A 26,106-nucleotide genomic window follows, 5' to 3' on the forward strand; every position below is an offset into this window, starting at 1 on the left:
GCCGGAACCCGTTTCCGGGTTCCGGCTACCAGATCAACTGCGTTTACCGCAACGGATCACTTCTTGGATGCTTCGTCCATCTGTGCCTTCAGCATATCGCCAAGAGTAGCGGTACCTGTTGGAGCACTTGAATAGGACTTGATCGCCGCCTGCTCTTCAGCAAAGTCCTTCGCCTTGATAGAGAGGGTAATGGTGCGGTTCTTGCGGTCCACACCCAGGAAGCGGGCCTCGACTTCATCCCCTTCCTTCAGCTCGGAACGTGCATCTTCGATACGCTCCCTGGAGATTTCCGAGCCACGGATGTAGCCCTCGATCCCCTCGGCCAGGGTAATGACCGCACCGCGCTTGTCCACTTCCTTCACTACACCCTTGACGATATCGCCTTTGGCATTATTTGCCAGGTAAGCGGAGAAGGGATCTTTGTCGAGCTGTTTAATGCCCAGGGAGATACGCTCACGTTCGGGATCAACCGAGAGGACAACCGTCTCCAGTTCCTGACCCTTCTTGTAGTCACGCACGCCCTCTTCACCAGCCTCATCCCAGGAGATATCCGACAGGTGAACCAGGCCATCGATACCACCGTCCAGTCCGATAAACACACCGAAGTCGGTGATCGACTTGATCTTGCCGGTGACGTGATCGCCCTTCTTGTGGGTCTCGGCAAACTCTTCCCAGGGGTTGTTCTTGCACTGTTTCATGCCCAGGGAGATACGCCGACGCTCCTCGTCGATATCAAGCACCATGACCTCGACTTCATCACCCAGCTGAACCAGCTTGGAAGGATGAATGTTCTTATTGGTCCAATCCATCTCGGAGACGTGAACCAGGCCTTCGACACCCTCTTCGATCTCAACGAAGCAGCCGTAGTCGGCCAGGTTGGTCACCTTGCCGAAGAGACGGGTGTTCTCGGGATAACGACGCGCCAGATTGGTCCAGGGATCATCGCCCATCTGCTTCAGGCCGAGGGAGACACGCTGCTTGTCGCGGTCGAACTTGAGAACCTTGACGGCAATCTCTTCACCGATCTCAACCACCTCGGAGGGGTGTTTGACGCGTTTCCAGGCCATATCGGTAATGTGCAGCAGACCATCGATGCCGCCGAGATCGACGAAGGCACCATAGTCGGTGAGATTCTTGACAATACCCTTGATCTCGATGCCTTCCTGCAGACTTTCCAGCAGCGCTTCACGCTCGGCACTGTATTCGGTCTCGACCACCGCACGCCGTGAAACCACGACATTGTTACGACGCTGATCCAGCTTGATCACCTTGAATTCAAGATCCTTACCTTCAAGGTAGGTGGTATCCCGAACCGGACGGACGTCCACCAGTGAACCGGGTAGGAAGGCACGAATCTCGCCGAGTTCGACGGTGAATCCGCCCTTAACCTTGCCGTTGATACGGCCGGTGACATTCTCTTCCGCCTCGAACGCTGTTTCGAGGACCTTCCAGGCGTGATGGCGTTTGGCCTTTTCACGGGAAAGACGGGTCGCACCGAATCCATCTTCCACAGCGTCGAGAGCTACCTCGACCTGGTCACCCACGGAGACTTCGAGCTCTCCGTTCAGGTTCAGGAACTGGCTCCTGGGGATAACACCTTCAGATTTCAGTCCGGCATTGACTATCACGGCGTCATTGGTGATCTCCAGGACGGTACCAACGATGATGGCACCGGTGCGCAGCTGAGTTTGCGCGACGCTCTCTTCAAAAAGTTCAGCAAAGCTTTCGGTCATGGGTTAATAATCCTAATCGGCGAACCGATTAAATATCGACCTGAATACATCACGGTCGACGTGGGTTGATGTTAAAAAAAACAGCCCTGTAACGGGCCACCAGTTACTCGAGTTCCGGCAGGACCTGATAGACCCTTGCCAGCACCCGTTTCAGCACCTCATCAATGGAGAGTGCCGTTGAGTCCACGATCAACGCCCCATCAGGGGCCTTCAGTGGCGCCACACTGCGGTTCCGGTCCCGGTCATCCCGTTCGCGAATCTCCGCAATCAGACTCGTAAGGTTAGCACTTAAACCCTTCTCTATCAACTGCTTATATCGACGTTGCGCACGTTCCTCCGCGCTGGCATCGAGAAATATCTTCACCTCCGCCGCGGGAAAAACCACGCTGCCCATATCCCTGCCATCGGCCACCAGTCCCGGCTCGACGGCACACGCCCGCTGCCAGGTCAGCAGCGTCTCGCGTACTTCAGGTAACGCGGCGACCTTCGAGGCGGCGTTGCCCGCCTGTTCGGTACGAATCGCCAGACTGACATCCTCGCCATCGAGCAGGACACGTCCCTCACGGAACTCGATATTCATTTTGAGTGCCATCTGCGCCAATTGTTTCACATCATCGAAAGCGATTCCGGCCCGCTCTGCCGAGTATCCCAGCAACCGGTAGAGCGCCCCGCTGTCGAGACAACGCCAGCCCAGTATCTCGGCGAGCCGGCTGGCAATGGTCCCCTTGCCGGAGCCGCTGGGCCCGTCGATGGTAATAACAGGTGCCATTCAGTTCTCCTTTTTGCCTTCTATGGCCAGGCCGGCGTTGGCGGCCAGTTCGGCGAATCCCGGGAATGAGGTGTTCACGTTACTGCAGTCATCGATCAAAATCTCACCCTCGGCACGTAGCGCGGCCATGGCAAACGCCATGGCGATCCGGTGATCACCATGACTGCCGACCCGGCCACCGTGGATATTCCCGCCCTGAATCACGATCCCATCCGGCGTGGGCGTTGCACGTACCCCCAGCGCGGTCAGGCCATCGGCCATTACCTGGATCCGGTCGCTCTCCTTGACCCGAAGCTCTTCGGCCCCGGTCAGCACGGTCTCACCCTCGGCACAGGCGGCGGCGACAAACAGCGCCGGAAATTCGTCAATCGCCAGCGGCACCTGATCCACCGGTATTCTGATGCCGCGCAGACCGGCAGAGCGTACCCGCAGGTCCGCCACCGGCTCCCCTCCCACATCCCGCCGGTTGAGGATCTCGATATCCGCGCCCATCAGGCGCAGGATATTGATCACCCCGTCCCGGGTCGGATTGATTCCCACGTGTTGCAGCAGGATATCCGAGCCGGGCGCGATACTGGCGCCGACCAGGAAGAACGCCGCCGAGGAGATATCCGCCGGTATGTCGATGTCGCGGGCGGTCAGTGTTCCGCCGCCTTCGACGGAGACACTGGCCCCGGTGCGCTCAACCGGGTAGCCGAAACCGCTGAGCATGCGCTCGGTGTGATCCCGGGTGGGGGCCGGTTCGGTGATCCGGGTGGTCCCTTCGGCATAGAGCCCGGCCAGCAGCAGGCAGGATTTGATCTGGGCGCTGGCCACCGGCAGCGGGTAATCGATCGCCTTCAGGCTTCCGACCGGATGGATCCGCAGTGGTGCAGTGCCCAGTTCGGTGGTCTCCACCCGCGCGCCCATGCGCTGCAGCGGATCGGTCACGCGGCGCATCGGCCGGGTCGACAGGGAACTGTCGCCGATCAGTGTCAGCTCCAGACCCTGACCGGCCAGCAAGCCGGCCAGCAGGCGCATGGAGGTGCCTGAGTTTCCCAGGTCCAGCGGACCCGCCGGGGGCTGGAGGCCATGCATGCCCACTCCCTGAATGGTAACCGCCCCGGCTACCGGACCGGTGATATCCACCCCCAGGTCACGAAACGCCCGCAGGGTCGCCAGGCTGTCCTCACCCTCCAGAAAGCCTCTGATGCGGGTCGTTCCCTCCGCCAGCGAGCCGAGCATGATGGAACGGTGCGAGATCGATTTATCGCCCGGCACGCGCAGGGTGCCGCTCAGGCAGCCCCCCGGACGGACATGAAAAACCAGATTTTCGGCTGAACTCAACGGAGTCTCCAGAATAGCGACAGGGAGGAAAAGGGCGCACAGCTTAGCCCCAAACGGGCCGCAAGTAAACACCAAACAACAATATGAAACAATGGGTTACCTTATTACCCCTCAGACTCAGCCATGACCAAATGCCTTTTATATAGCCGCAAGGAGTGGTGCAGGATGAGTGGTACAGGGATGTGCCGTTTATGGAGCCGAGGATGCCATGCACCGTTTACGGACCTAAGGATGGAATAAACGCAAACGGACACCCACCCGACCTTGATGTAGGGTGCCGGTGAGCTCGCGAACCGCACCAAGCCTCACCGGGAACGGCAGCCGCCTTGATGCGGTTCGTGTTACTCACCGCATCCTACACCTCTATACCTCCAGCAGCCGGTTCAGGCCTGCCTCATCGAGTACAGCCACCCCCAGGGTTTCGGCCTTGGTCAGCTTGGAGCCCGCCTCGGCGCCGGCGATCAGGTAATCGGTCTTTTTCGAGACACTGCCGCTCACCTTGGCGCCGAGGGCGATCAACTGCTGTTTGATCTCCTCCCGCGGCCGACTGAGGGTACCGGTGATCACGAACACCTTGCCCGCCAGGGTCTGGCTGGCCGCATCCGGTACGGCGATGGGCTCCCAGCGCAACCCGGCGTCGATCAGCGCCCGAATCACCTCCTGGTTGTGCGCCTGACGAAAGAAGGTGAACACATGTTCGGCCACCACCGGTCCCACGTCCGGGACCCGCTGCAACGCCTCGACATCGGCCTGCATCACCGGCTCCAGCTCACCGAAATAGTTGGCCAGCGACTGCGCCGTAGTCTCGCCCACCTCGCGGATACCCAGGGCGAACAGGAAACGTCCCAGGCTGGTCTGTTTGCTCTTCTCCAGGGCGTTGAGCAGATTTTCCGCCGACTTCCGGCCCATGCGCTCCATCCCTTCCAGCGCCGCGAGCTGCAGACCAAACAGGTCGGCCGGTGTCTCCACCATGCCCAGGGTCACCAACTGGTCCACCAACTTGTCGCCCAGCCCTTCGATATCCATGGCCCGGCGCGAGGCGAAATGGCGGATCGCCTGGCGTCGCTGCGCGGGACAGAACAGACCGCCGCTGCAACGCACCGCCGCCTCGTCCGCATCGCGTATCGCGTCGGCGCCGCAAACCGGGCACTGTTGCGGCATGGTAAACGGGTGGGCATCGGCGGGACGCCGTTCCGGCAGCGAGCGGACCACCTGGGGTATGACATCCCCGGCCCGGCGGACGATCACGCTGTCGCCGATCCAGATGTCCTTGCGGCGGATCTCGTCCTCGTTATGCAGCGTGGCATTGGTGACGGTGACGCCCGCCACAGTGACCGGCTGCAGCCGCGCCACCGGGGTGAGGGCGCCGGTCCGACCCACCTGGATATCGATGGCCAGCAGCCGGGTCATCTCCTCCTGGGCGGGAAACTTCCGCGCGATGGCCCAGCGCGGCGCGCGCGAGACAAAGCCCAGTTGCCGCTGCTGCGCCAGGCTGTCCACCTTGAACACCACGCCATCGATCTCATAGTCCAGCCGGTCGCGTTTCTCACCGATCTCGCGGTAATAGCCGAGACAGCCGTCGATACCCTCGACGGTGCGCATTTCCGGTGAAATACGCAGTCCCCAGCGGGTCAGGCGGCGGATACTCTCGCTCTGGGTTTCGGCCAGGGGGCTGTCGGCAATCTCGCCAAAGCCGTAGCAGTACATGGCCAGCGGGCGTTGCGCGGTGATCCGGGGGTCGAGCTGGCGCAGGCTGCCGGCGGCGGCATTGCGCGGGTTGGCAAACCCCTTCTCCCCGTTGCTCCACGCCCGCTGATTCAGCCGCTCGAAGCCGGCCAGGGGCATATAGATCTCCCCCCGCACCTCCAGCACCGCCGGCCAGTCATCACCCAGCAGCCGCAGCGGCACCGAGGGAATGGTACGCACGTTCTGGGTCACGTCCTCGCCCCGGCTGCCGTCGCCGCGGGTGGCGGCCTGCACCAGCAGGCCCGACTCGTAGCGCAGACTGATGGCCAGCCCGTCCAGCTTCGGCTCGGCGGCGTAGCGGATGGGATCGTGCGCGCCCAGCCGTTCCCGCACCCGGCGATCGAAGTCGACCATCTCGGCATCGGAAAAGGCATTGTCCAGCGACAGCATCGGCACCCGATGCCGCACCTCGCCAAACGACCCCAACGGTTCGGCCCCGACCCGCTGGGTCGGCGAGTCCGGCACAATCAGCTCGGGGTGCTGCTGCTCCAGCGACTGCAGTTCCCGCATCAGCCGGTCATAGTCGCTATCCGGTATCAGCGGGTCATCCAGCACATAGTAGCGATAGTTATGCAGATCGAGCTGCTCGCGCAGCTCGGCCGCACGCTGTGAAATCTCCGCGGGAATGCTCATCGTTTACTGAGAGCTAATTGCAGCTGTCGGCGGTGCTCCAGGATGCGCCCGCGAATATGTTCGATGGTCTGCTTGCTGAGCACGCTGTGGGTCTCATCCTGCAGCTCACCTTCCAGCAGCGCCGCCAGGCGCTCGGCGGTAAACAGCATGTCGGCGAAGGCGGCCAGACCATCCTTGGGCCCCGGCAGCTGGCCAAACAGCACCAGACCGGGGGTACGGAAGGTGTCCATTTTATCCAGCGGGAACACGCCCGGTTCGAGCATGCTCGCCATACTGAAAATCACCCGCGGCCGGCGGCCGGTGGTGTCATAGCGGTGAAAAATGTTCAGATCGCCGTGTTCCAGCTCCACGTCACCGGCCACCCGCAATATATCTTCCCCGGAAAAAGTCCCGTTTGAGGCGACGACGTTGATCTGCAGTATCAGGCACGGGAGCCCGTCCCGGAGCAGTTCGTCCCGTACCTCATCGGGGTCCTCGGCGGTAAACGAAAAGGACTCCTGACGTCGCTTTGGCTCCGCCTCAAGGTAGGGTTCATGCACCACCCGACCGAGTTGTTCCAGGTCGGCCTCCAACGCCTCATCATGGGCAGCGGCGACCGCCCCGGGGCCAACCAGCGGTTCGCCCGAACCCTCGCTTTCCGGTGTTTCGCTCCATCGGGGGTCGACCCGTTCGGTCGCTGCCCCGGGTGAGTCAGCCGTCTCCAGTTGCGCCTTGCGTATGGCATGCACCCGGGCATTGATCTTTTTGTGGCGATCCCAGAAATAGATCCCCAGGATCAGGCCCACGCCGGAGACAAACAAGATCAGACGAAGTATATCGGCATCCATTCGTTTACAGATTCACTGGAGTTGGTGTCGTGCGATTGATAGTACAGCGCCCCTGGCGTTTTTTGTACGCTTTTCGTCAATTCGGCAAGGCCCACGGGCGCGCCTACATGGCCGCCAGTGCGGCCGCCTCCGAGATATCCACCGAGACCAGGCGCGATACGCCCGGCTCATGCATGGTGACACCGGTAAGCTGGTTGGCGATCTCCATGGTGATCTTGTTATGGCTGATGAAGATGAACTGCACCTGCTCCGACATGGACTTCACCAGTTCGCAGAAACGTCCCACATTGGCATCGTCCAGCGGCGCATCCACCTCGTCGAGCATACAGAACGGCGCCGGATTCAGTTCAAAGATGGCGAACACCAGGGCCACCGCGGTGAGTGCCTTTTCGCCGCCCGACAGCAGATGGATGCTGGAATTGCGCTTGCCGGGCGGCCGCGCCATGACCGTGACGCCGGTGTCCAGCAGGTCCTCCCCGGTCAGCTGCAGATAGGCGTGCCCGCCACCGAACAGGCGCGGAAACTTCTCCTGCAGGCCGATATTGACCTTGTCGAAGGTCTCCCTGAAGCGGGTGCGGGTCTCCCGGTCGATCTTGCGGATGGCATTCTCCAGGGTCTCCAGCGATTCGGTCACATCGGCATGCTGGGCGTCCAGGTAGTTCATCCGTTCGGACTGCTCCTGGTACTCATCGATGGCCGCCAGATTGATCGGGCCGAGGCGGCGAATGCGGGCATCCATCTGCTCCACCTGCTGCTGCCACGCCTCGATACCGGCCTCGCCCGGCAGTTCCAGGAACAGCTGTTCACGCTGGAAGCCGGTCTCCTTCAACTGCTCTTCCACGGTCTTGCAGCGGATCAGCACCTCCTGCCGCCCCATCCGCGCCTGATCCATAATGGTACGCTGACGCATCACCTCCTGTTCGCAGGCCGAACGTTCCTGCTCCAGCCGCCGGACCCGGACATCGATCTCTTCCAGGGTGGCGCGCGCCCTGCCCAGCTCCGCCTCCACCTCGACCCGCAGGGCCAGTTGCCGTTCCAGGGCCTCGCCCTTCTCCAGCAGCGGCTCCTGCCCCTCTTCCAGGGCCTGCATCAGCTCCTCGCGACGCGTTGTCAGGTGCGCCAGCTGGCCCTGCATGCGCTCCAGACTCTGGGTCAGGGAGGCGTGGGAGCTGCGCATGGATTCAATCTGCAGGGCGACGGCATGGGCCTGGTTGCGCTGCCGGTGGGACTCCTCGCGGATCTCATTCAGGGTCCGGCTGAGGGTCTCCCGCTGCTGCACCAGCAGTTCCCGTCTTTCGCCCAGGGTCTCCATCTCGTCCAGGGCGGCGTGCAGTCGCGCCCGCGACAGCTCCAGCTCCTCCCGGTCCGCTTCGGCCTGCTCGCGCAGTTCATCCATCTCGCGCTGGATGGTTTCACCCCGGTGTTTCAGATGCTCGGCACGGGTGCGCTTGCCGGTCAGTTGCGAGCGCAGCTCGGAGAGTCCCCGGTTAACCTCGTTGAGCTGTTTCTGGGCCTGTTCCTTCTCCTGTTCCGCCGCATGCAGCCGCTCACGCCCCTCGGCCAGCGCCGCCGCGGCCTGCTCTGCCTGTGCCTCCAACTGGTCAATCCGCTCACCCAGCTGGCGGATCTCCTGTTCCCGCGCCAGCACACCGGAGGTCTCGTCCTCGCCCCGGCTCAGGCGCAACCAGTTGCGGCCCAGCCAGACGCCCTCCGGGGTGATTACCGATTCATCGGCTTGCAGGCTGCCGCGCAGGGCATAGGCCTGGGCCAGGTCGGCCGCCGTGCGCACCTTGCCCAGCAGCCCGGCCAGTGACCAGGGCGCCTGGACCCGGTGCAGCAGCGCATCGGCCGCGGCAGCCGGGGCCTCCCCGGTGATGCTGGTATCGAACAGGCTGAGGGCACCGCTCTCAAAGGTGTCCAGGACACCCTGCAGGTCGTTCAGTCCGGCACGGCAGACCGACTGCAGATGGAAGCCCAGAACGGTCTCCACCGCCCGCTGCCAGCCGGATTCCACCTCGATCTCCTGGGCCAGCCGGGAGGCCTTTCCCAGACCCTGGTCCTCCAGCCACTCGGTAACCGCGTGCTCCTGTTTGCCCAGGGCAGCCTGCTGCAGCGCCTCCAGCGAGGCGTGTCGGCCGCGTGCCGTCTGCAGTGCCGCGCGGGCCTCGTCCAGCAGCTGCCCGGTCTGCAGGTTGGCCTGGCGAATCGTGGTGATGCTGTCGGCCGCTGTGGTCAGATTCTCCTGCAGCAGCGTCGACTGCTCTTCGCGCTCCTGCTCCTGCAGCTCCAGGATCTGGATACTCTCCAGTAGCGGCTGGTCGTTGAGCCGTTCCAGCTCTTCCATGAAGCGTTCCAGCCGTTTCTGCGTCTGGCTGCCCTTGTCATCCAGGTGATTGATGCGGGTACGCTCGACCTGGGCGGTCTGGGCCGGTTCCGCCGCCTGGTGATTGAAGCGCTCCCACTCATTCTGCCAGGCCTGCATGGCCTGCTCGGCGTCCGCCAGCCGGGTGGCGGACTCCAGTTCTATCTCCCGCGCCTGTTCCAGCAGCGGTTCCTGCTCTTCCAGGCTGGCGTTCAGCTCTTCGAGGCGTGCCTCGTCCTGCTGGCGGTGGTCGCTGGACTCCTGCCACGCCTGCTCGGTCTGGTGCAGATCATGTTCGAACTGGGCACGACTCTCCCTGGCGTACTGGATCGACTGCTCCAGGCGGGCGATCTCGCTGCCGACCGCATAGAAGCGCCCCTGCACCTCGTTGAAATTGTCATTGGCCTCGGTGTGACCGCTGCGATCCTTTTCAATCTCCGCTTCCAGACGCCGCTGCCGGGCGATGGCCGCCTCCAGGTCGGTCTCCTGCTCCAGGATCTCCTGGTCGCGGCGTTTGATGTCGTCATCCATACCGCGCCAGCGCAGGGCCAGCAGCTCGGCCTGCAGGCGCCGTTCCTGCTCCTTATACTCCTTGTAACGCTCGGCGGTATTGGCCTGGCGCTGCAGGTGCTGCAGCTGCTTGGCGATCTCCTCGCGCAGGTCGTTCAACCGGTCCAGGTTCTCCTTGGTGCGACGAATCCGGTTTTCGGTATCGCGCCGCCGCTCCTTGTATTTGGAGATGCCGGCCGCCTCCTCCAGGAAGGCGCGCAGGTCTTCCGGCCGTGCCTCGATCAGCCGTGAGATCATGCCCTGTTCGATAATGGAGTAGCTGCGCGGACCGAGGCCGGTGCCAAGGAACAGGTCGGTGATGTCGCGCCGGCGGCAGCGCCCTCCGTTCATAAAGTAGTTCGACTGACCGTCGCGGGAGACCTGGCGCTTGACCGAGATGGTGCTGTACTGGGCATACTGGCCGCCGGCGGTGCCGTCGCTGTTGTCAAACACCAGCTCGATGCTGGCCGTGCCGACCGGCTTGCGGCTGGTGGAGCCGTTGAAGATCACATCCGCCATCGACTCGCCACGCAGCATCTTGGCGGAACTCTCCCCCATCACCCAGCGTACCGCATCGATCACGTTGGATTTGCCACAGCCATTCGGTCCCACAATGCCGACCAGATTGCTTGGTATATACACGGTCGTCGGATCGACAAAGGATTTGAATCCGGCCAGTTTGATTTTCTCTAATCGCATAGACTCGGTAACATACAGACAGGCGGCCTTGGGCACAAGCGAACCGGGCCAGGTTATTTTACTTTAAGTAGTGTATTTATCTTATTGTTTATTAACTATAATTACTTGTAATAGTTAATATTTATCCGGTCGGTGCGGGCGCTTGCTTCAGACCGGCCCGCAACTCCCGTATAATCGCCGAATTTCTTCCACAGATCGAGTAGATTCGCACATGCCAAGCCAACCCAGCAAGACCCTGGAAACCTTCGACAATCCACAGCCGGACCGGGACTACACCATCCGCATCGAGGTGCCGGAGTTCACCTGTCTCTGCCCCAAGACCGGGCAACCCGATTTTGCCGAGCTCACCATCGAGTACATTGCCGATAAACTCTGCGTCGAGCTGAAGTCACTGAAGCTGTACGCCTGGTCATTCCGCGATGAGGGGGCGTTTCACGAGGCGGTGACCAACCGGATCCTGAGTGATCTGGTGGCGGCCACCCAGCCCCGCTTCATGCGCCTGACCGCCGACTTCAATGTACGTGGCGGTATCTATACCACGGTGGTAGCCGAACACCGGGCGGAAAACTGGCAGCCGCCGGTGCCGGTCACCCTGCCCTGAGCGAGTTTTCCAGGCCCTGTCCCAGTCATCTGCTGGTGTTGATTTGGCTGGGCGAATCACCCGAAAAGTTTTATTCGCGTGGGCACAAAAAATGTGCCCACGCCACATATCCACAAGGGGCTTGTAGGATGCCGGTGAGCTTGCGAACCGCATCGATTCGGAGGCCAGCGAACGATGCGGTTCGTGCCTCACCGGCATCCCTAAAACCGGTCATAGTGCGCTCCATGGTCATCATGATCCCACAGGGCGGAGCGTGTCCGCCAAGATCACCTCGCAGTGGCCGACGGCTCAGGTCTCCTCGGCCAGCCCGCCGCAGGTCTCTACCAGCCGGGCGATGAAGCGCCGCAGCTCCAGGCTCATCAGGGCAAAATCCACATCGAAGCGGGTGGCGGCGTCCTCGGCCTCGGACGAAGCCGCCTCCTCCAGGATCAGATCGAGGAACTTCAGGCGCTTGATCGACAGGTCATCGGACAGCACAAATCCCAGCCGCTCGCCCCACTCCAGGGCCAGTTTCACCACCTGCTTGCCGGCCTCCAGGTGGGTTCGCAGCTCATCACCTTCCAGGTCCTGCCGCTTGCAGCGGATGATCCCCCCCTCTTCGACCGTATCCCGCAGCTCGCACTCATCCTGAATCAGGAACTCCGCCGATGATTCGGAGCCGTTCAGCCAGGCGGTCATCATCGACGCCGGTGCCTGGGCCACATCCAGCGGCTTGGCCGGCAAGGTACCCAGCGTCTCGCGCAACAGGCTGACCAACTCCTCCGCCCGCTTGGCGCTGGAGGCATCCACCACCAGCCAGTTTGCTTCGGTGTCGATATAGGCGTAGTGGCGGGATGATTTGACAAAGGCGCGCGGCAGCAGCTCGAAAATCAATTCATCCTTGAGTTCTTCGCGCTCCTTGCGCCGCACCTTGCGCGCCTCCGCCTCTTCGAGCGCGGCAATCTTCTCGTCCAGCAGTTCGCGGACCACGGAGGCGGGAAGCAGTCGCTCTTCGCGCCGCGCGCAGATCATGATGCAGCCGTTTGCCGCATGGGTCAGCAACTCCGCACCCCGGCCGAGTGGCGGTTGCCAGCCGAAGGAAGAGAGTTCGAGGCTGCCGCAATCCCTTGCCGCGCGTTCGGTCAGCTGTTCATGCAGTGCTTCGGGGGTCTGTTCGAAAGGGGTGAGGAGCTTGAAAATCTGGAGGTTCTTGAACCACATGCCGGTATAGTTTCCTGCAAAAAGCCGGCATTATCCCGGAACCGGGCTCGCCTATCCAGCGTCAATCTTGTGATCTGCAGCCCTAATCACCAATCGCCCATCCGCACCGGTACCCGTTTCGCACCCCAGCTTCCGGGGGTCTCCTCGAATACGCCCGGACAGGCGGTACCGCAGTACTCACAGTGACCATCCGCCGTGAGGTGCCACTCGCCCAGTTCGTACCAGTCACGCTCGATCAGCAGCTTGCCGCAACCGGTGCAGTAGGTGCTGCCGCCACTGGCGTCATGCACATTGCCGGTGTAGGCATAGTGCACCCCGTTACTCAGGGCGATCTCCCGGGCGCGCGTCAGGGTCTCCGGCGGGGTGGGCGGATGATCCAGCATCTTCCAGTCCGGATGGAAGGCGGAGAAGTGCATCGGCACGTCGGGGCCGAGATTCTCCACCACCCAGCGGGTCATCTGGTTCAGCTCTTCGTCACTGTCGTTTTCTCCGGGGATCAGCAGGTTGGTCAGCTCGAACCAGACCCGGGTCTGCTCCTTCAGGTAGACCAGGGTGTCCAGTACCGGCTGCAGGTGGGCGCCGGTCAATTTGTGGTAGAACTTCTCGCTGAAGGATTTCAGATCGACATTGGCGGCATCCATGTGCTTGTAAAACTCCACCCGCGGTTCCGGCGAGATGTAGCCGGCCGTCACCGCGACGGCCTTGATTCCCAGTTCATGACAGGCGATCGCGGTATCCACGGCGTACTCCATGAAGATCACCGGATCGTTATAGGTAAAGGCGACACTGCGGCAGCCCAACCGACTGGCCCTGGCGGCGATATCCGCCGGCATGGCGGCATCGGCCAGGGTATCCATTTCGCGGGATTTGCTCATGTCCCAGTTCTGGCAGAACCGGCAGCTCAGGTTGCAGCCCGCCGTGCCGAATGACAGCACCGGGGTGCCCGGCAGATAGTGGTTCAGCGGCTTCTTCTCGATCGGATCGATACAGAAACCGCTGGAACGCCCATAGGTGGTGAGGACGATCTTGCCGTCATGACAGGCGCGCACGAAACAGAGTCCCTGCTGCCCCTCCTTGATTTTGCACTCACGCGGGCAGAGATCGCATTGCACCCGGGTCTCATCGACCCGATGCCAGTATTTGGTGGGATAATCAGTGATCGGTGCCGGCATTTTCAACCTCCGCGATCTGAACCACGCTGTGGATGCAGACCCTCTATCAAAATCCTAGACCAATGGGGCATTGATCACCAGCTCTCCGCGACCGGTACCGCGCAACGTACCAGGGTCCCCCGGCCAGCGGCCGGGGAAATGCTGAGCCGGGCACCGATGCTATTCGCCCGATAGCGCATGGTACGCAACCCCAGGCATTTCCCGTGGTCCCGCTCCGGGCCGATGCCGATCCCGTCGTCCTGCACACTCAACAACAGGCCGTCGGAGCCGCCCTCCAGACCGACCTCGATCCGTTGCGGCCGCCCGTGCCTGATGGCGTTGTGCAGCGCCTCCTGGGCGATGCGGTAGAGCTGCATCGCCACGGTGCTGTTCTCGACCCGTACCGGGCCCGCTTGCCGACAGCAACACGCGATGCCACTGCTGAGGCGGACCCGATCGGTGAGTTTGACCAGCGCGTCCACCAGCCCCTCGGGATCGAACTCGACCGGGATCAGATCGCGGGCGATGGCGCGGGTCTCTTCCAGTGCGGCCTGCAGATGTCCCCCCAGCTCCTGCAGATCCCCCGCCAGCTTATTCAGGCCACTGGCATCCAGCCGGTGCTGGATACTGCGCGCCAACATGGAGAGCGCGGTCAACTGCTGACCGAGACCATCGTGGATCTCGCGGCCGATACGCTCCTGCTCGGCGGTGCTCGCTTCGATAATCCGCCGCTCCAACGATTTGCGTTCGCTGATATCACGGACGAAGGCAAACAGCAGACCCCCACCCCCGGGCGAGTAGGAGACGTTGATCTCCACCGGCCACACTTTGCCATCCCGGCTGCGATGGCGGGTTTCGAACAGATGGCAGCCCTGGTACACCACGGTCTCGATATGTCTTTTTATCTCCTCCTGTGACTCCCGGGTTCCCAGGTCGGCAACCGTCATGCCGAGCAGCTCCTCCCGGTTGTAGCCCGAGCGGCTCACATAGGCATCATTGACGGCCAGCAGGCGGCCCTCCCTGTTCAGCATCCAGAAACCGTCCGCGGCGGTCTCGATCACCGCGCGGTAGCGTGCCTCCTGTTCGGCGAGCGCCGTTTCGCCCTGCTTGCGCGCCTGGATATCCTCCATGACCGCGATGAAGCAGGTCACTTTACCCCGCGCATCGCGTACCCCGGCGAGCGAAGTCCGCGCCCAGAAGGTCCGGCCGTCCTTGCAGCGGAAACGACTTTCCATACTGAAGCTGTCGATCCGGCCCTTGCGCACCCGATCGATCCAGCGCAATCCCTGTGTCACGTCCTCGGCAGGGGTCCACTCGGTGACGTGGCGGCCGCACAGCTCCGCCTCGCTATAACCGAGCATCCGTTGCAGCGCCCGGTTCACATGGGTGGGTTTACCCTCCGGGGAGACCCGGCAGATGCCGACCGGTGCCTGCTCGAACAGGGCGCGGAATCCCCCCTCGCTCTCGCACAGGCGTCGATTCTCCGCTTCCAGTGCGGCAATCCGCTGCCACGGGTCCGTCATGGAGGGCGGGTGCCGGTCAATCATGGCCGATCATCGGATGGGACCGGCGCGGGGTTTTGATATGAGCACCCGGATTGCCGCACATAACCGGTCAGTTGCGTTCCAGCGACCACTGGGTGGCGTAGCGTGACAATTCGGTGGCGGAGAGGAGTTTGAGCTTTTTCTTGATCTTTTCCCGGTGACTCTCCACGGTCTTGACGCTGAGGTGCAGTTGCTCGGCGATCCGTGAGGTGCCGATGCCTTGGCCGATCAAGCTGAATACCTCCAGTTCACGGTCGGTGAGCGCCTCCACGGAACCCAGCTGAACGCCCCCCTCCGCCTGCAGTACGCGCTGGGTCATGGCATCGCTCAGGTAGATCTCCCCGCGCAGCACCTGGTGCACGGCGTCCACCACATGGTCGGTTGCCTCCTGCTTGTTGATGTAACCACGGGCGCCCGCTTTCAGAGCGCGTTCGGCGAACAGGGATTCGTCATGCATGGAACAGACCAGCAGACGCACCTCCGGCAGACGCGTGTGCAGATGTTTGACCAGTTCCAGGCCACTGCCCTCGGCCAGGGAGAGATCGACAATCACCACGTCCGGTTGCTGGTCGGCTGCCAGGCGCATCGCATCCGTGAAACCGGACGCTTCGCCGCAGACCGCCAGGTCCGGCTCGTCGCCGATCAGTGCCCGGAAGCCGGCGCGCACCAGGGGGTGGTCGTCGACGATGAGAATCCGCGCCTGCCCTGCAGGTGGTATCAAGTCATTTTTTTTCATTGCCATGATTGTCCACCGTAGCGTCCGGTTGCGCGTGATGTCCTATTCTAGAGACAGCCGATAAGCAGAAATACAGATATACATCAATAAATGTACGGTTAAGATAATCCCCCGATCCATGAATGGGGGATTCCCCTATCGGGAGGGGCAGTTCTATTTGCCAGAATAGGCTGACGCACCAGTTGCAAAGCTAGTGCCAGAAAAGGGCCCGGGGAACCCTCAAAAAGGAAGCACAATCATGGAGACGCTACCGTATGGAACACCGCTATTGCCCGAGAATCAAGGAATCCCTCTCCGTCAGCCTTTGGCATGGCGGAGAGTGGTGGGGAACCTACACCACTGAGAATATCAGTCTGGACGGGCTGTTTCTGCAGATCAGTCCGATGGACAAGCACGAGATCGTCAGGTTACGGCGCAATCCGCTGGTAAAGATATGCGTGGAGTGCCTCGGCACCCGACACTGCATGTCGGCATTCGTGGTGCACCGCTCGGGGCAGGGCCTGGGACTGATGCTGGCCCCGCCCGATACTGAATATACCAATACGTTCCTGAAGCTGCTTAACCGGCAATTGCAGTCGCTGACGCAGAATGGCGTACGCCATGGCAATCAGGATGACCACCCTCCACCCTCGATCAGCGGCAGTATCTGGTAAGGGCGATGATCGCTACGCCGAACCCGGTTCGGCCCTAATTCTACTTTGTCAGATTAATTCGGATCGGCTTCCTCAGGGCTTTCGGGGGGAAGGATTCCAAGACCGTCGGCGGCAGGAGGAGTGGTACAGGGATGTACCGTTCACGGAGCCGAGGATGCCATGCCGCCGCCGAGCCCCCAGGGATTATGGCGTGTCTTGAAATCCTTTCACCCGGAAGCTCTCCGCACAGCACCAGAATCTGACAAAGTAGAACTAAGCGCATCCAGGTGTCTGTCGGGCGCCGCCTGTAGCCGGGTCACCTGACTGCTATATTTTAATGAGTGAAACATCGGCTGTTTTTCCTGCCGATAAGAACCAGGACCCGCACGCATGAACAGGATCAAATCACCCGCCGTGGCCGGCCTCTTCTATCCGGCAGAGGCCGCGGTACTTCATCAACAGATCGAGCAATACCTCGCCGCGGCTGCCGGCGGGCCCGAGCCCGCACCCAAGGCGCTGATCGCCCCCCATGCCGGCTATATCTACTCCGGTCCGGTTGCCGGCAGCGCCTATGCCAGGCTGAAACTGGCCGCCTCGCGGATCACCCGGGTGATACTCCTGGCACCGTCACACCGGGTCGCCTTCGCGGGTATAGCCTACAGCTCGGCCAGCCAATTCCAGACCCCGTTGGGGCTGATTCCGGTCGACCGTGGCGCCCTGGATGAACTGAACGGACTGGAGTCTCTGCAGTTGAATGATCCGGCCTTCCAGGAAGAGCACAGTATCGAGGTCCATCTGCCGTTCCTGCAGGAGACGCTGGAGCGGTTCAGCATCGTCCCCCTGCTGGTAGGCGATGCCACTGCCGAGCAGGTGGCGGAGATCATCGAACGGCTCTGGGGTGGCGACGAGAGCCTGATCGTCATCAGCTCGGACCTCAGCCACTACCTGGATTACGCCAGTGCAGCGGCGATGGACCGGGAGACCTCCCAGGCCATTGAGGCGTTGCGTCCGGAAGACCTCACCTATCACAGTGCCTGTGGCAGAACCCCGGTGAGCGGCCTGCTGCTGGTGGCGAAAAAACATGGCCTGAAGGCCCGCACGATCGACCTGCGCAATTCGGGAGATACCGCCGGCTCCCGGGACCGGGTAGTTGGATACGGGGCCTATGTCTTCTCCTGATACCGACACCCCCCCACTCTGCGATAAAGACAGGAAAACGCTCCTGTGGCTTGCCGAACAATCCATCCGCTACGGATTGCAGCATCATCACCCGCTGCCGGTGGACAGCGCCGCCTACCCACCCCCGCTGCAGGAGCCGCGTGCCTCCTTCGTCACCCTGCTGTTGCAGGGACAGCTGCGCGGCTGCATAGGCCACCTGGAGGCGACCCAGGCGACCGTTCTGGATGTGGCGGCCAACGCCTACTCGGCGGCGTTTGATGACCCGCGGTTTACTGCGCTCTGCGCCGCCGAACTGCCCCAACTGGAGATCCATATCTCCCTGTTGACGCCGGCATACCCGCTGACCGTCGCCTCCGAGGAGGAGCTGATCGGCATGCTGCACCCTGGGGAAGACGGCCTCATCCTGGAGGAGGATCTGCATCGCGGCACCTTTCTTCCGTCCGTATGGAGACAGCTGCCGGAGCCACGGGAATTCGTCAGACAACTGAAGCTCAAGGCCGGCCTGCCGGCCGGTTACTGGTCGGAAAAAATGCGCGTCTCGCGCTACACCACCGAATCCTTTCCCTGATGCCCTGCGCCGGCAGTAGCCATGGTGAGGAGTGGTACAGGGATGTACCGTTTACGGACCTGAGGATGGCATGCGCTGTCGCTTATCCACCCTACGTCTGTTGCCTCTTCGCGGTTGAAGTCGCCGCGTGGCGGAGGTTATTTTCCGACCCGGCAGACTCCGACCGATCCCGGCAGGCACTGCGCGCCGTCGATCCAGATGGCGTTATCCAGGCGCACCTGCTGCAGTTTCGCGCCGCCGAAATTGGCACCCGTGAGATCGGCAAAACTGAGATCCGCCTCGCTCAGGTCCGCATAGGAGAGATCGGCGTTTCTCAGGGAGGCCCCCTTCATCAGGGCACGCTTCAGTTCCGCATAGCTCAGGTCGGACCCGGACAGATCGACATATTGCATGTCACTGTCATTCAGTTTACTGCCCGACAGTCCGGCCTGACGGAGCAGGCTATTGTTCAGCAGCGCGCGATCCAGCTCGGCGGCACCCAGCTGTACACCTTCCAGTTTACAGTTACGCCAGTTGACCCCGGGGACCGGTTGGGCGCTGCAGTCCGGATCAGGGATCGGCTCAGGCGCCCCCAGATAGAGCCCAAAACCAACCGCCAGCACCACCAGGGCACCGACCACTCCCATGGCGGTCACGGGCAACGGCTTTTTACGCCGCCGCTCAAGCAGATCGGTCTTGGCCTGGCGATGGTGCTGCATGATTTCCAGTTCAGCCTGGCGACGCTCGCCCTTTCTGCGCTTTTTGAATTCCGCATCATCGCCGCTGACTCTGCGCTCACGGCCATTGCGCTCATCCTCGCGCAGACGCGATGCGATCAGCAGATCCGTTTCACCATTCGCCAGCGCCTTCCTGATTTCCGGGGGGATAACCTCCGGTACCTGGGAGACGGGACGCCACTGTTTCCGGTCGTTGCTTACCTGATCCTCCAGGGTGACCCGCCCGAGCAGGACGAAACGCCGCACGCCGCCACAGGGGTAGGGCCCCTTGATCTGGCCATTACGGCGGATATACCAGAGGTTCCGCTTTTGCGATTCGATCTCTTTATCTGTCTCTGTCATAGGGTCTCTGCACTGCCGATCGCCGATACACGCGGTTCCAGACAAACTACTCAGCCGGTCTGTGAGTGATTGGCCTGCCTTGTTGGCCGATCTTGATGGCGCCTCGAATCCGGCCCTTTTTTCAGATCAAGCCTGCCCTTGTTTGAGCGAAGCGAGTTTGGGCAGGCGCTGAAAATGGGGCCGGATTCGAGGAGACAAGCCATCGTGTGAGGCCGGCAAGGCAGGCCAATCACCCCGTGAGTATTTACCGTACAGGAACCTATGCAATGAAAACAAAGCCCTTCCGCCCCTTCTACCTGTTACTGGTACTGTTATTCTGTGTGGCGTCGCCACTACTGGCCGGCCAGCCGCTGGTGGATGGGGCCTGGCTGGCCGGCAATCTGGGCAAGCCGGATCTGCTGGTGCTGGATCTGCAACCGCCGCCCGCCTACCAGAAATTCCATGTCCCCGGCGCCGTCCACAGCAACTACGCCGACTGGCGCAAATCCGATGCCAAGGGAACCCCGCAGATGCTGCCGCCGGTGGCGGCACTGGAACAGCTCATCGGCGGCCTGGGCATCGATAACCAAACCCGGGTGGTGCTGGTGGTGACCGGACGCGGTGCCGGCGAACTGGCCTCCGCCACCCGGGTCTACTGGACGCTCAAGGCCCTGGGCCATGATGCCGTCTCCATCCTCGATGGCGGTCTCATCGCCTATGCCCAGGAGCGCAGCCACCCGCTGGAAAGCCAGCCCAACCCACCGGTCAAAAAAACCTTCAAGGCGCAACCCCGCACGGAGTACCTGGTCACGGCCGATCAGGTCAACGCCGCGCTGGGCAGTGTCACCCTGATCGACAACCGCAGTGTCGGCGAGTACCTGGGGCTGCGCAGCGACCCCAAGGCACGCCCCGGCACCTTGCCCGGGGCGCTGAACCTGCCCTTCGACTGGCTCACCGTCAACGGCGGGGCGAGCTTCCACAGCCCAGAAAACCTGCAACGCATCTATCAGGCCGCCGGGGTGCCGTTGCAGGGTGAACAGATCTCCTTCTGCCATACCGGCCACCGCACCTCACTGGCCTGGTTCGTCTCCCATGAACTGCTGGGCAACGACCAGGCGCGTCTCTATGACGGCTCCACCGCCGAGTGGGCGCCGAATCCGGCCCTGCCGATGGAGCAGAAGATCCGGCTCGATTAGGCCCACTTTTTCAGATTGCCTCGGAGCGGCTTCCTCCCACCCGAAAGCTAGCCGCCCCATATCGGAAACAGCGGCGGAGTCCGACAAAGTCGACAGGATAATCCGATGACCCAAACAGCCGATCTGAAGACCCTGTCACTCACCGCGCTGACCATGCTGGCCTTTGCCGCCAACTCCCTGCTGTGCCGCCTGGCCCTGGGGGAACAGGCCATTGACGCGGCCAGCTTCACCACGGTGCGGCTGGCATCGGGGGCGTTGATGCTGTGGCTGATCGTGCGCTGGCGCGGCGGCCCGGCAAACGGCACCCAGTCCAGCGACTGGCTGGCTGCCGGCATGCTGTTTCTCTACGCCGCCGCATTCTCCTTCGCCTACCTCACGCTGAGCGCCGGCACCGGCGCCCTGGTCCTGTTCGGCGTGGTCCAGCTGACCATGTTTTTCGCCGGCCTGCGCGCTGGCGAATCCTTCCCGGCCATGGCCTGGGTCGGGCTGACCCTGGCCATGGCCGGACTGGTCTATCTGGTCTCACCCGGGGTGACCGCGCCGGAGCCGGCCGGCGCGCTGCTGATGGGCCTGGCGGGCATCGGCTGGGGCATCTACTCGCTGCGTGGACGCGGCGTGGCCAACCCGCTGCACGCCACCGCCCGCAATTTTCTGCTGGCGGTACCCCTGGGGCTGCTGCTGAGCCTGCTGTTTCTTGACCGGTTCCATTTCAGTAGCCACGGCCTGGCGATTGCCGTCGCCTCCGGTGCCATCGCCTCCGGCCTCGGCTACGTGCTCTGGTACGCGGCGTTACGCGGACTGAGCGCCACCAGCGCCGCCACGGTACAGCTCTCGGTACCGGTGATCGCCGCCTTTGGCGGCGTGCTGCTGCTCTCGGAGGCGGTCACCCCGCGCCTGCTGATCGCCTCCATCGCCATTCTTGGCGGCATTGCCATCGTGCTCACCCGGCGCCGCCCCGCACCGGCCTGACGGACCGGGGCACGCCCACCCCGCCCCTTGCAGTTTCCCGGCCCACTGCCTATACATTGGCTAATGTCAGCTGCCGGTTTGCCATGATGGGTGAGCGCGAGACCCTCTTAGTCGTGGACGACGACACCCAGGTACGGGAGATGTTGGTCGACTATCTCTCCAGCCAGGGCTATCGGGTGCTCGGGGCGGCCGACGGCGAGTCGATGCGCGCCCTGCTGCAATCGGAGACCCCGGCCCTGGTGCTGCTGGATATCACCCTGCCCGGCGAGGATGGGCTCAGCCTGGCCCGCTACCTGCGCGAGCGTCACGATACCGGGATCATCATGGTCACCGCCTCGGGAGAGGTGATCGATCGCATCATCGGCCTGGAGATCGGTGCCGACGACTATGTCGCCAAACCGTTCGATACCCGGGAACTGCTGGCCCGCATCAAGAGCGTGTTGCGTCGCGCCCGGCCGGCCGTCGCCCCGACAGTACCGGCCGCTGAACCGGAGCAGATTCGCATTGGCCCCTGTCGCCTGCATCTCGACTCCCGGCGCCTGTTTGACGCGGACGGGATGGAGATCGCCCTCACCAGCATGGAGTTCGACCTGCTGAGGATTTTCGGTACCCGACCCAACCGGGTGCTGAGCCGCGACCAGATCCTCAACCTGACCCAGAACCGCGACTGGGACCCCTACGATCGCAGCATCGACATCCGCATTGCACGGTTGCGCCGCAAGATCGAACCCGACCCAAGCAAACCCCAGGTGATTCGCACCGTGCGCGGCGCGGGCTATATGTTTGTTCCCACCGCTGCCGTTTGAATCTCCGGCCTAAACGCCTTGCGCCAGGGTGACGCGGCCATGGCCGGTCGTTGCCGGCCGCCCGGGTTACCGTTGGGTTTCGATTGTTTCAGTTTTGTATCGGCGATCAGCGTCCGGACCGTTGCACGCTAAACTTATCCGGAAACCGTCAGGTGCATTGAAGGAGACGCAGGTGGAATCCTATAAGATCGTGTATAGCGCCGCCGATCCGGCGGGCGAATCCTTCATCGTCCAGCTGCTTCGCAACTCCAACCTGATCATCGCCCTGCGCGACCCCCAGGGGTATTTTCTGCGGGTCAGCAAGCGGCTCGAACGTATCTTCGCCGCCGCCGGCATCCAGCCCCTGGGCAAGACGGTGTTTGACGTGCTGCCGCCGGAGCTCGCCGAGCAGATCCATCTGCATGATCAACAGGTGCTGGCTAGCGGGCGACATTCCGAAACCGAGGAACAGCTGATTACCGGGGGGATACGCCGCACCTACCTCACCTCACGTATACCCCTGTTTGATGGCGACGGAAAAATTAATGCCCTCTGTACCATCGCCACCGACATCACCACCCGCAAGCGCACCGAGGACGCGTTGAGTAACGCCGCACTGGCGGTGTCGGGTGCCAAACGCAGCGAGGTCTTCGAACAGCTGGTGAAATATCTCGCCGTGACACTCGACACGGAATTTGCATTCATCGCCCGGTTGCGCAGCGGGCAGCCGGGGAGCGCCCGCATTATCGCCGCCTATCTGCGCGGCGGTTTCTTCTATGATGTGGAGTATGCGCTGGCCGGGACACCCTGTGAAAAGGTCTTCGGCAAGCACTTCGAGTTCATTCCCCGCGATCTGCAGCGACGGTTTCCCGCCGACCGGATGATGCGCGAATTCGACTTCGAGAGTTATGCCGCCTATCCCCTGTATGGCTCCGACGGCAGCCCCCTGGGACTGATCGGCGTGGCCCACGACAAGGCACTCAGCGACCGGCAGGTGACCGAGTCCATGTTACGGATCTACTCGGTACGGGCTGCCGCGGAGATCGAGCGTCAGCGCAGCGATCGGGCATTGCGCATCTCGGAGGCCAACTATAGAGAGATTTTCGAAAACAGCGAAGACGCCATCTTCATTCATGATTTTGCTACCGGAGCCATTGTCGACGTCAATCCCAAGGCCTGCGCCAACTATGGTTACAGCCGCGCAGAGATGCGGCAGATCGATATCGGCATGCTCAGCTCCGGCGAACCGCCGTATACCCCGGAAGATGCCCTGCGTCTGATTGAGTGCGCCAGACGGAATGAGACGGTACGTTTCGAATGGCACCGGCGCAACAAGGACGGCAGCCTGCACTGGGATGATGTGGTGCTGAAACCGGCGGTGCTTGCCGGGCAGCGACGCATTCTCGCCTTTTCACGGGATGTATCGGAACACAAGCAGGCACTGGAGGCGCTGCGCGCCAGCGAAGAGCAGTACCGCGCCATTTTTAATGCCTCGGTGGACGGGGTCACGCTGTGGAGCGCGGAGGGGCAGCTGGTGGATGTCAATCCGGTCTTCATGCGGATGTACGGCTATTCGAAAGAAGAACTGCTGGCGCTCGATCCACGCCTGCTGATTCATCCCAACCATCGCCAGGAGTTCGATCGATTTATCGAAACGGTAAAAGCCGACAAGCCGTTTCATGTCGTCACCATCAACCGGCGCAAGAACGGCACGCTGTTTGACGTGGAGGTCAACGGTGTGCCGATGGAGTATCAAGGCCAACCGCATCTGCTGGCCTTTGTACGCGATATCTCGGAACGCAAGCTGCGCGAAGACGCGCTGCGCGCCAGCGAGGAGCAGTATCGCGCCATTTTCAAGGCATCCGCTGACGGCATGGTGTTGTACAGTTCTCAAGGCCGCATCGTCGACATCAATCCGGCCTTCGTCAACCTCTACGGCTACTCCAAACAGGAGCTCCTCAATATGGATCCGCACCAGCGCTTTCACCCGGATGCCCACCCGGTACTGGAGCGTTTTATCAGCCGCGTGCGCAGCGGCTGGTATGCAGAACCGGCCAATGCCGGCAAGGACCATATAGAAGAGACCCGCGAGATCACCAAGGACGGACGGGTCCTGGACATGGAGGCCCATCTAGTGGCCATGGATTATCAAGGCACGCCCCATGTACTGGCGATCAAACGCGACATCACCGAGCGGAAACTGCGCGAGGCGGCAATACGCAAGAGTGAGGACCGGCTGCGCGCCACCGTGGAGGCGGCACTGGACTGCATCATCAGTATGGATTCCCAGGGCCGCATCATCGAGTTCAACCCGGCAGCGGAGCGCTGCTTCGGCCATCCGCGTGCGCAAGTCATCGGCAAACCGCTGGCGGAACTGCTGATCCCGCCGGCCCACCGCGAGGCGCACCAGCGGGGGCTGCAGCGCTACTGGGAATCCGGTGGCGGACCGTTTCTGGGTCGGCGGGTCGAGGTCAACGCGCTGCGCGCCGACGGCAGCGAATTCCCCGCCGAACTGGCCATCGCGGTCGCCCAGGGAGCGGATGGGGATATTTTTGTCGGCTACCTGCGCGACATCACCGAGCAGCGCAAGGCCGAAGCCGACCGTTCCCGGCTCGAACAACAACTGCGTCAGGCGCAAAAGATGGAGGCCATCGGGCATCTCACCGGCGGCATCGCCCACGATTTCAACAACATTCTCACCAGCATTCTCGGCTACGCGCAGATCGGCATGGAGCACGCCGCACCGGCCGGCGACGAGAAACTGGGGAAATATCTGCGGCAGATTCTCACCGCCGGGGAACGGGCACGCGATCTGATCCGCCAGATGCTCACCTTCAGCCGCGGCCAGCGCGGGGAACCACGCCCGTTGGCGCTGCCGCGCCTGGTCGAGGAGTCGGTCAATCTGTTCCGCTCCACCTTCCCGTCGTCGGTGCGCATCCATATCAACGCCGACACCGGGGTGGCACCGGTGATGATCGATCCGATTCAATTCGAACAGGTGCTGATGAATCTCTGTATCAATGCCCGCGATGCCATGCAGGGCGTCGGCGAGATCAGCATCGGCATCAGCCAGCGGTTGGAACACCACGCGATCTGCGCCTCGTGCCGCCAGGACCTGCAGGGACGGTTTGTCGAGCTGGCGGTCGCCGACACCGGACCCGGTATCTCCGCGGAGGTGCTGGAGCGGATGTTCGAGCCCTTTTTCACCACCAAGGAGGTGGGCCAGGGCAGCGGGATGGGCCTGTCGACCACCCACGGTATCGTCCACGACCACGGCGGCCACCTGATGGTGGAGAACAGGCCCGAGGGCGGGATGCGGTTTCGCGTACTGTTCCCTGCCGCAACTGGCGCGATCCCCAATCCCGCCGCCGACGCTGAGGATGCGGACGAAGCGGCCACCCGGGGCCTGCGGGGCAAGGTAATGGTGGTCGATGACGAAGCGAGCGTGCGGGAGTTCATGCGCGAGCTGTTGGAAATCCGCGGACTCGATGTCACCGAGGTCCGCGATGGGGTCCAGGCGCTGCATCTGCTCCAGGACGACAACCTGGGCTGCGATCTGGTGATCACCGATCAGATCATGCCGCAAATGACCGGCATGGAACTCGCCTACCGGCTCAAGGCCACCCGTCCGGGCCTGCCGGTCATACTGTTCAGCGGTTTCAGCGACATCCTGACGGGAAAAACGCCTGCCGAATTGGGGGTGGACGGTCTGCTCAACAAACCGGTCGATCAGCGTGAGCTGTTGGAGATGATCCAGGAAATACTGCAGCACTAAGGGCCCGCGCTGCGACAGCGGCGGCGTCGCCTGGCATAGCGAAGCAAGACGGGAGGCAGCGCCTCCCGTCTTGCTTCGTCCGGGTGCCC

19 protein-coding genes are annotated in these 26,106 nt (G+C 62.4%); 8 read left to right on the top strand and 11 right to left on the bottom strand.

From position 1 onward, the window contains the following. Positions 1-56: 56 nt before the first annotated feature. The 6 genes from rpsA to smc all read right to left on the bottom strand — a co-directional run bounded on the left by rpsA (position 57) and on the right by smc (position 10,644). A complete protein-coding gene (gene rpsA / locus NPX02_RS03090) occupies positions 57-1,733 on the bottom strand; it encodes a 30S ribosomal protein S1 (protein WP_260291737.1) in 1,677 nt (558 codons plus the stop codon). A gap of 103 nt (positions 1,734-1,836) precedes the next feature. Next, on the bottom strand, positions 1,837-2,502 hold the full coding sequence (gene cmk / locus NPX02_RS03095) for a (d)CMP kinase (RefSeq protein ID WP_260291738.1): 666 nt from the start codon (positions 2,500-2,502) through the stop codon (positions 1,837-1,839). Then, the gene (gene aroA / locus NPX02_RS03100; RefSeq protein ID WP_260291739.1) at positions 2,503-3,828 is read right to left on the bottom strand and encodes a 3-phosphoshikimate 1-carboxyvinyltransferase; all 1,326 of its coding nucleotides are present in this window, start codon (positions 3,826-3,828) and stop codon (positions 2,503-2,505) included. 363 nt (positions 3,829-4,191) lie between these two features. Continuing rightward, positions 4,192-6,207: an NAD-dependent DNA ligase LigA gene (ligA, locus tag NPX02_RS03105; protein WP_260291740.1), complete on the bottom strand. Its 2,016-nt coding sequence runs from the start codon at positions 6,205-6,207 to the stop codon at positions 4,192-4,194. Beyond that, the gene (locus tag NPX02_RS03110; RefSeq protein ID WP_260291741.1) at positions 6,204-7,034 is read right to left on the bottom strand and encodes a cell division protein ZipA; all 831 of its coding nucleotides are present in this window, start codon (positions 7,032-7,034) and stop codon (positions 6,204-6,206) included. Before NPX02_RS03110 ends, ligA begins: the two co-directional genes overlap by 4 nt. A gap of 103 nt (positions 7,035-7,137) precedes the next feature. Continuing rightward, the gene (smc, locus tag NPX02_RS03115) at positions 7,138-10,644 is read right to left on the bottom strand and encodes a chromosome segregation protein SMC (protein WP_260291742.1); all 3,507 of its coding nucleotides are present in this window, start codon (positions 10,642-10,644) and stop codon (positions 7,138-7,140) included. A 211-nt stretch (positions 10,645-10,855) separates the two neighbouring features. Here smc and queF point away from each other — a divergent pair, with 211 nt between their 5' ends. Beyond that, on the top strand, positions 10,856-11,245 hold the full coding sequence (queF, locus tag NPX02_RS03120) for a preQ(1) synthase (RefSeq protein ID WP_260291743.1): 390 nt from the start codon (positions 10,856-10,858) through the stop codon (positions 11,243-11,245). A 288-nt stretch (positions 11,246-11,533) separates the two neighbouring features. Here the strand turns inward: queF and rdgC are convergent, their stop codons facing one another. The 4 genes from rdgC to NPX02_RS03140 all read right to left on the bottom strand — a co-directional run bounded on the left by rdgC (position 11,534) and on the right by NPX02_RS03140 (position 15,882). After that, positions 11,534-12,445 (bottom strand): recombination-associated protein RdgC, encoded by a 912-nt coding sequence (gene rdgC / locus NPX02_RS03125; RefSeq protein WP_260291744.1) that lies wholly within the window; start codon positions 12,443-12,445, stop codon positions 11,534-11,536. An 86-nt stretch (positions 12,446-12,531) separates the two neighbouring features. Further along, complete coding sequence (gene amrS, locus NPX02_RS03130) at positions 12,532-13,617, bottom strand: AmmeMemoRadiSam system radical SAM enzyme (protein WP_260291745.1); 1,086 nt, start codon at positions 13,615-13,617, stop codon at positions 12,532-12,534. 74 nt (positions 13,618-13,691) lie between these two features. After that, positions 13,692-15,143 carry a PAS domain-containing sensor histidine kinase gene (locus NPX02_RS03135; protein WP_260291746.1) on the bottom strand — a complete coding sequence of 484 codons (1,452 nt, stop codon included), beginning with the start codon at positions 15,141-15,143 and terminating at the stop codon, positions 13,692-13,694. A gap of 67 nt (positions 15,144-15,210) precedes the next feature. Continuing rightward, positions 15,211-15,882, bottom strand: a complete 672-nt coding sequence (locus NPX02_RS03140; protein WP_260291747.1) for a response regulator transcription factor — start codon at positions 15,880-15,882, stop codon at positions 15,211-15,213. A gap of 248 nt (positions 15,883-16,130) precedes the next feature. Here NPX02_RS03140 and NPX02_RS03145 point away from each other — a divergent pair, with 248 nt between their 5' ends. The 3 genes from NPX02_RS03145 (at position 16,131) to amrA (ending at position 18,255) form a co-directional block, all read left to right on the top strand. After that, the gene (locus NPX02_RS03145; RefSeq protein ID WP_260291748.1) at positions 16,131-16,529 is read left to right on the top strand and encodes a PilZ domain-containing protein; all 399 of its coding nucleotides are present in this window, start codon (positions 16,131-16,133) and stop codon (positions 16,527-16,529) included. 369 nt (positions 16,530-16,898) lie between these two features. Continuing rightward, positions 16,899-17,687, top strand: coding sequence for an AmmeMemoRadiSam system protein B (gene amrB / locus NPX02_RS03150; protein ID WP_260291749.1), 789 nt, complete (start codon positions 16,899-16,901; stop codon positions 17,685-17,687). After that, a complete protein-coding gene (gene amrA / locus NPX02_RS03155) occupies positions 17,674-18,255 on the top strand; it encodes an AmmeMemoRadiSam system protein A (protein ID WP_260291751.1) in 582 nt (193 codons plus the stop codon). The genes amrB and amrA overlap by 14 nt, the downstream gene beginning before the upstream one ends. Before the next feature lie 137 nt (positions 18,256-18,392). Here the strand turns inward: amrA and NPX02_RS03160 are convergent, their stop codons facing one another. Beyond that, positions 18,393-19,313, bottom strand: a complete 921-nt coding sequence (locus NPX02_RS03160; protein ID WP_260291753.1) for a pentapeptide repeat-containing protein — start codon at positions 19,311-19,313, stop codon at positions 18,393-18,395. A 266-nt stretch (positions 19,314-19,579) separates the two neighbouring features. Between NPX02_RS03160 and NPX02_RS03165 the strand changes: the two genes are divergently transcribed. The 4 genes from NPX02_RS03165 (at position 19,580) to NPX02_RS03180 (ending at position 26,017) form a co-directional block, all read left to right on the top strand. Then, positions 19,580-20,488 (top strand): sulfurtransferase, encoded by a 909-nt coding sequence (locus tag NPX02_RS03165; RefSeq protein ID WP_260291754.1) that lies wholly within the window; start codon positions 19,580-19,582, stop codon positions 20,486-20,488. 105 nt (positions 20,489-20,593) lie between these two features. Next, the gene (locus tag NPX02_RS03170) at positions 20,594-21,457 is read left to right on the top strand and encodes a DMT family transporter (protein WP_260291756.1); all 864 of its coding nucleotides are present in this window, start codon (positions 20,594-20,596) and stop codon (positions 21,455-21,457) included. 86 nt (positions 21,458-21,543) lie between these two features. After that, positions 21,544-22,263: a response regulator gene (locus NPX02_RS03175; protein WP_260291757.1), complete on the top strand. Its 720-nt coding sequence runs from the start codon at positions 21,544-21,546 to the stop codon at positions 22,261-22,263. A 172-nt stretch (positions 22,264-22,435) separates the two neighbouring features. Next, entirely contained in the window at positions 22,436-26,017 is a 3,582-nt protein-coding gene (locus NPX02_RS03180; RefSeq protein ID WP_260291758.1) for a hybrid sensor histidine kinase/response regulator, read from the top strand. The last annotated feature ends 89 nt before the right edge of the window (positions 26,018-26,106 follow it).

Origin of the sequence: Sedimenticola hydrogenitrophicus (assembly GCF_025175675.1) — a bacterium.
Taxonomy (GTDB): domain Bacteria; phylum Pseudomonadota; class Gammaproteobacteria; order Chromatiales; family Chromatiaceae; genus Sedimenticola; species Sedimenticola hydrogenitrophicus.

Bases quoted from the DNA above. Each gene is read 5' to 3' on its own strand.
- rpsA (WP_260291737.1), bottom strand. From the start codon at position 1,733: ATGACCGAAAGCTTTGCTGAACTTTTTGAAGAGAGCGTCGCGCAAACT.
- cmk (WP_260291738.1), bottom strand. From the start codon at position 2,502: ATGGCACCTGTTATTACCATCGACGGGCCCAGCGGCTCCGGCAAGGGG.
- ligA (WP_260291740.1), bottom strand. From the start codon at position 6,207: ATGAGCATTCCCGCGGAGATTTCACAGCGTGCGGCCGAGCTGCGCGAG.
- NPX02_RS03110 (WP_260291741.1), bottom strand. From the start codon at position 7,034: ATGGATGCCGATATACTTCGTCTGATCTTGTTTGTCTCCGGCGTGGGC.
- smc (WP_260291742.1), bottom strand. From the start codon at position 10,644: ATGCGATTAGAGAAAATCAAACTGGCCGGATTCAAATCCTTTGTCGAT.
- queF (WP_260291743.1), top strand. From the start codon at position 10,856: ATGCCAAGCCAACCCAGCAAGACCCTGGAAACCTTCGACAATCCACAG.
- rdgC (WP_260291744.1), bottom strand. From the start codon at position 12,445: ATGTGGTTCAAGAACCTCCAGATTTTCAAGCTCCTCACCCCTTTCGAA.
- amrS (WP_260291745.1), bottom strand. From the start codon at position 13,617: ATGCCGGCACCGATCACTGATTATCCCACCAAATACTGGCATCGGGTC.
- NPX02_RS03135 (WP_260291746.1), bottom strand. From the start codon at position 15,143: ATGATTGACCGGCACCCGCCCTCCATGACGGACCCGTGGCAGCGGATT.
- NPX02_RS03140 (WP_260291747.1), bottom strand. From the start codon at position 15,882: ATGGCAATGAAAAAAAATGACTTGATACCACCTGCAGGGCAGGCGCGG.
- NPX02_RS03145 (WP_260291748.1), top strand. From the start codon at position 16,131: ATGGAACACCGCTATTGCCCGAGAATCAAGGAATCCCTCTCCGTCAGC.
- amrB (WP_260291749.1), top strand. From the start codon at position 16,899: ATGAACAGGATCAAATCACCCGCCGTGGCCGGCCTCTTCTATCCGGCA.
- amrA (WP_260291751.1), top strand. From the start codon at position 17,674: ATGTCTTCTCCTGATACCGACACCCCCCCACTCTGCGATAAAGACAGG.
- NPX02_RS03160 (WP_260291753.1), bottom strand. From the start codon at position 19,313: ATGACAGAGACAGATAAAGAGATCGAATCGCAAAAGCGGAACCTCTGG.
- NPX02_RS03165 (WP_260291754.1), top strand. From the start codon at position 19,580: ATGAAAACAAAGCCCTTCCGCCCCTTCTACCTGTTACTGGTACTGTTA.
- NPX02_RS03170 (WP_260291756.1), top strand. From the start codon at position 20,594: ATGACCCAAACAGCCGATCTGAAGACCCTGTCACTCACCGCGCTGACC.
- NPX02_RS03175 (WP_260291757.1), top strand. From the start codon at position 21,544: ATGGGTGAGCGCGAGACCCTCTTAGTCGTGGACGACGACACCCAGGTA.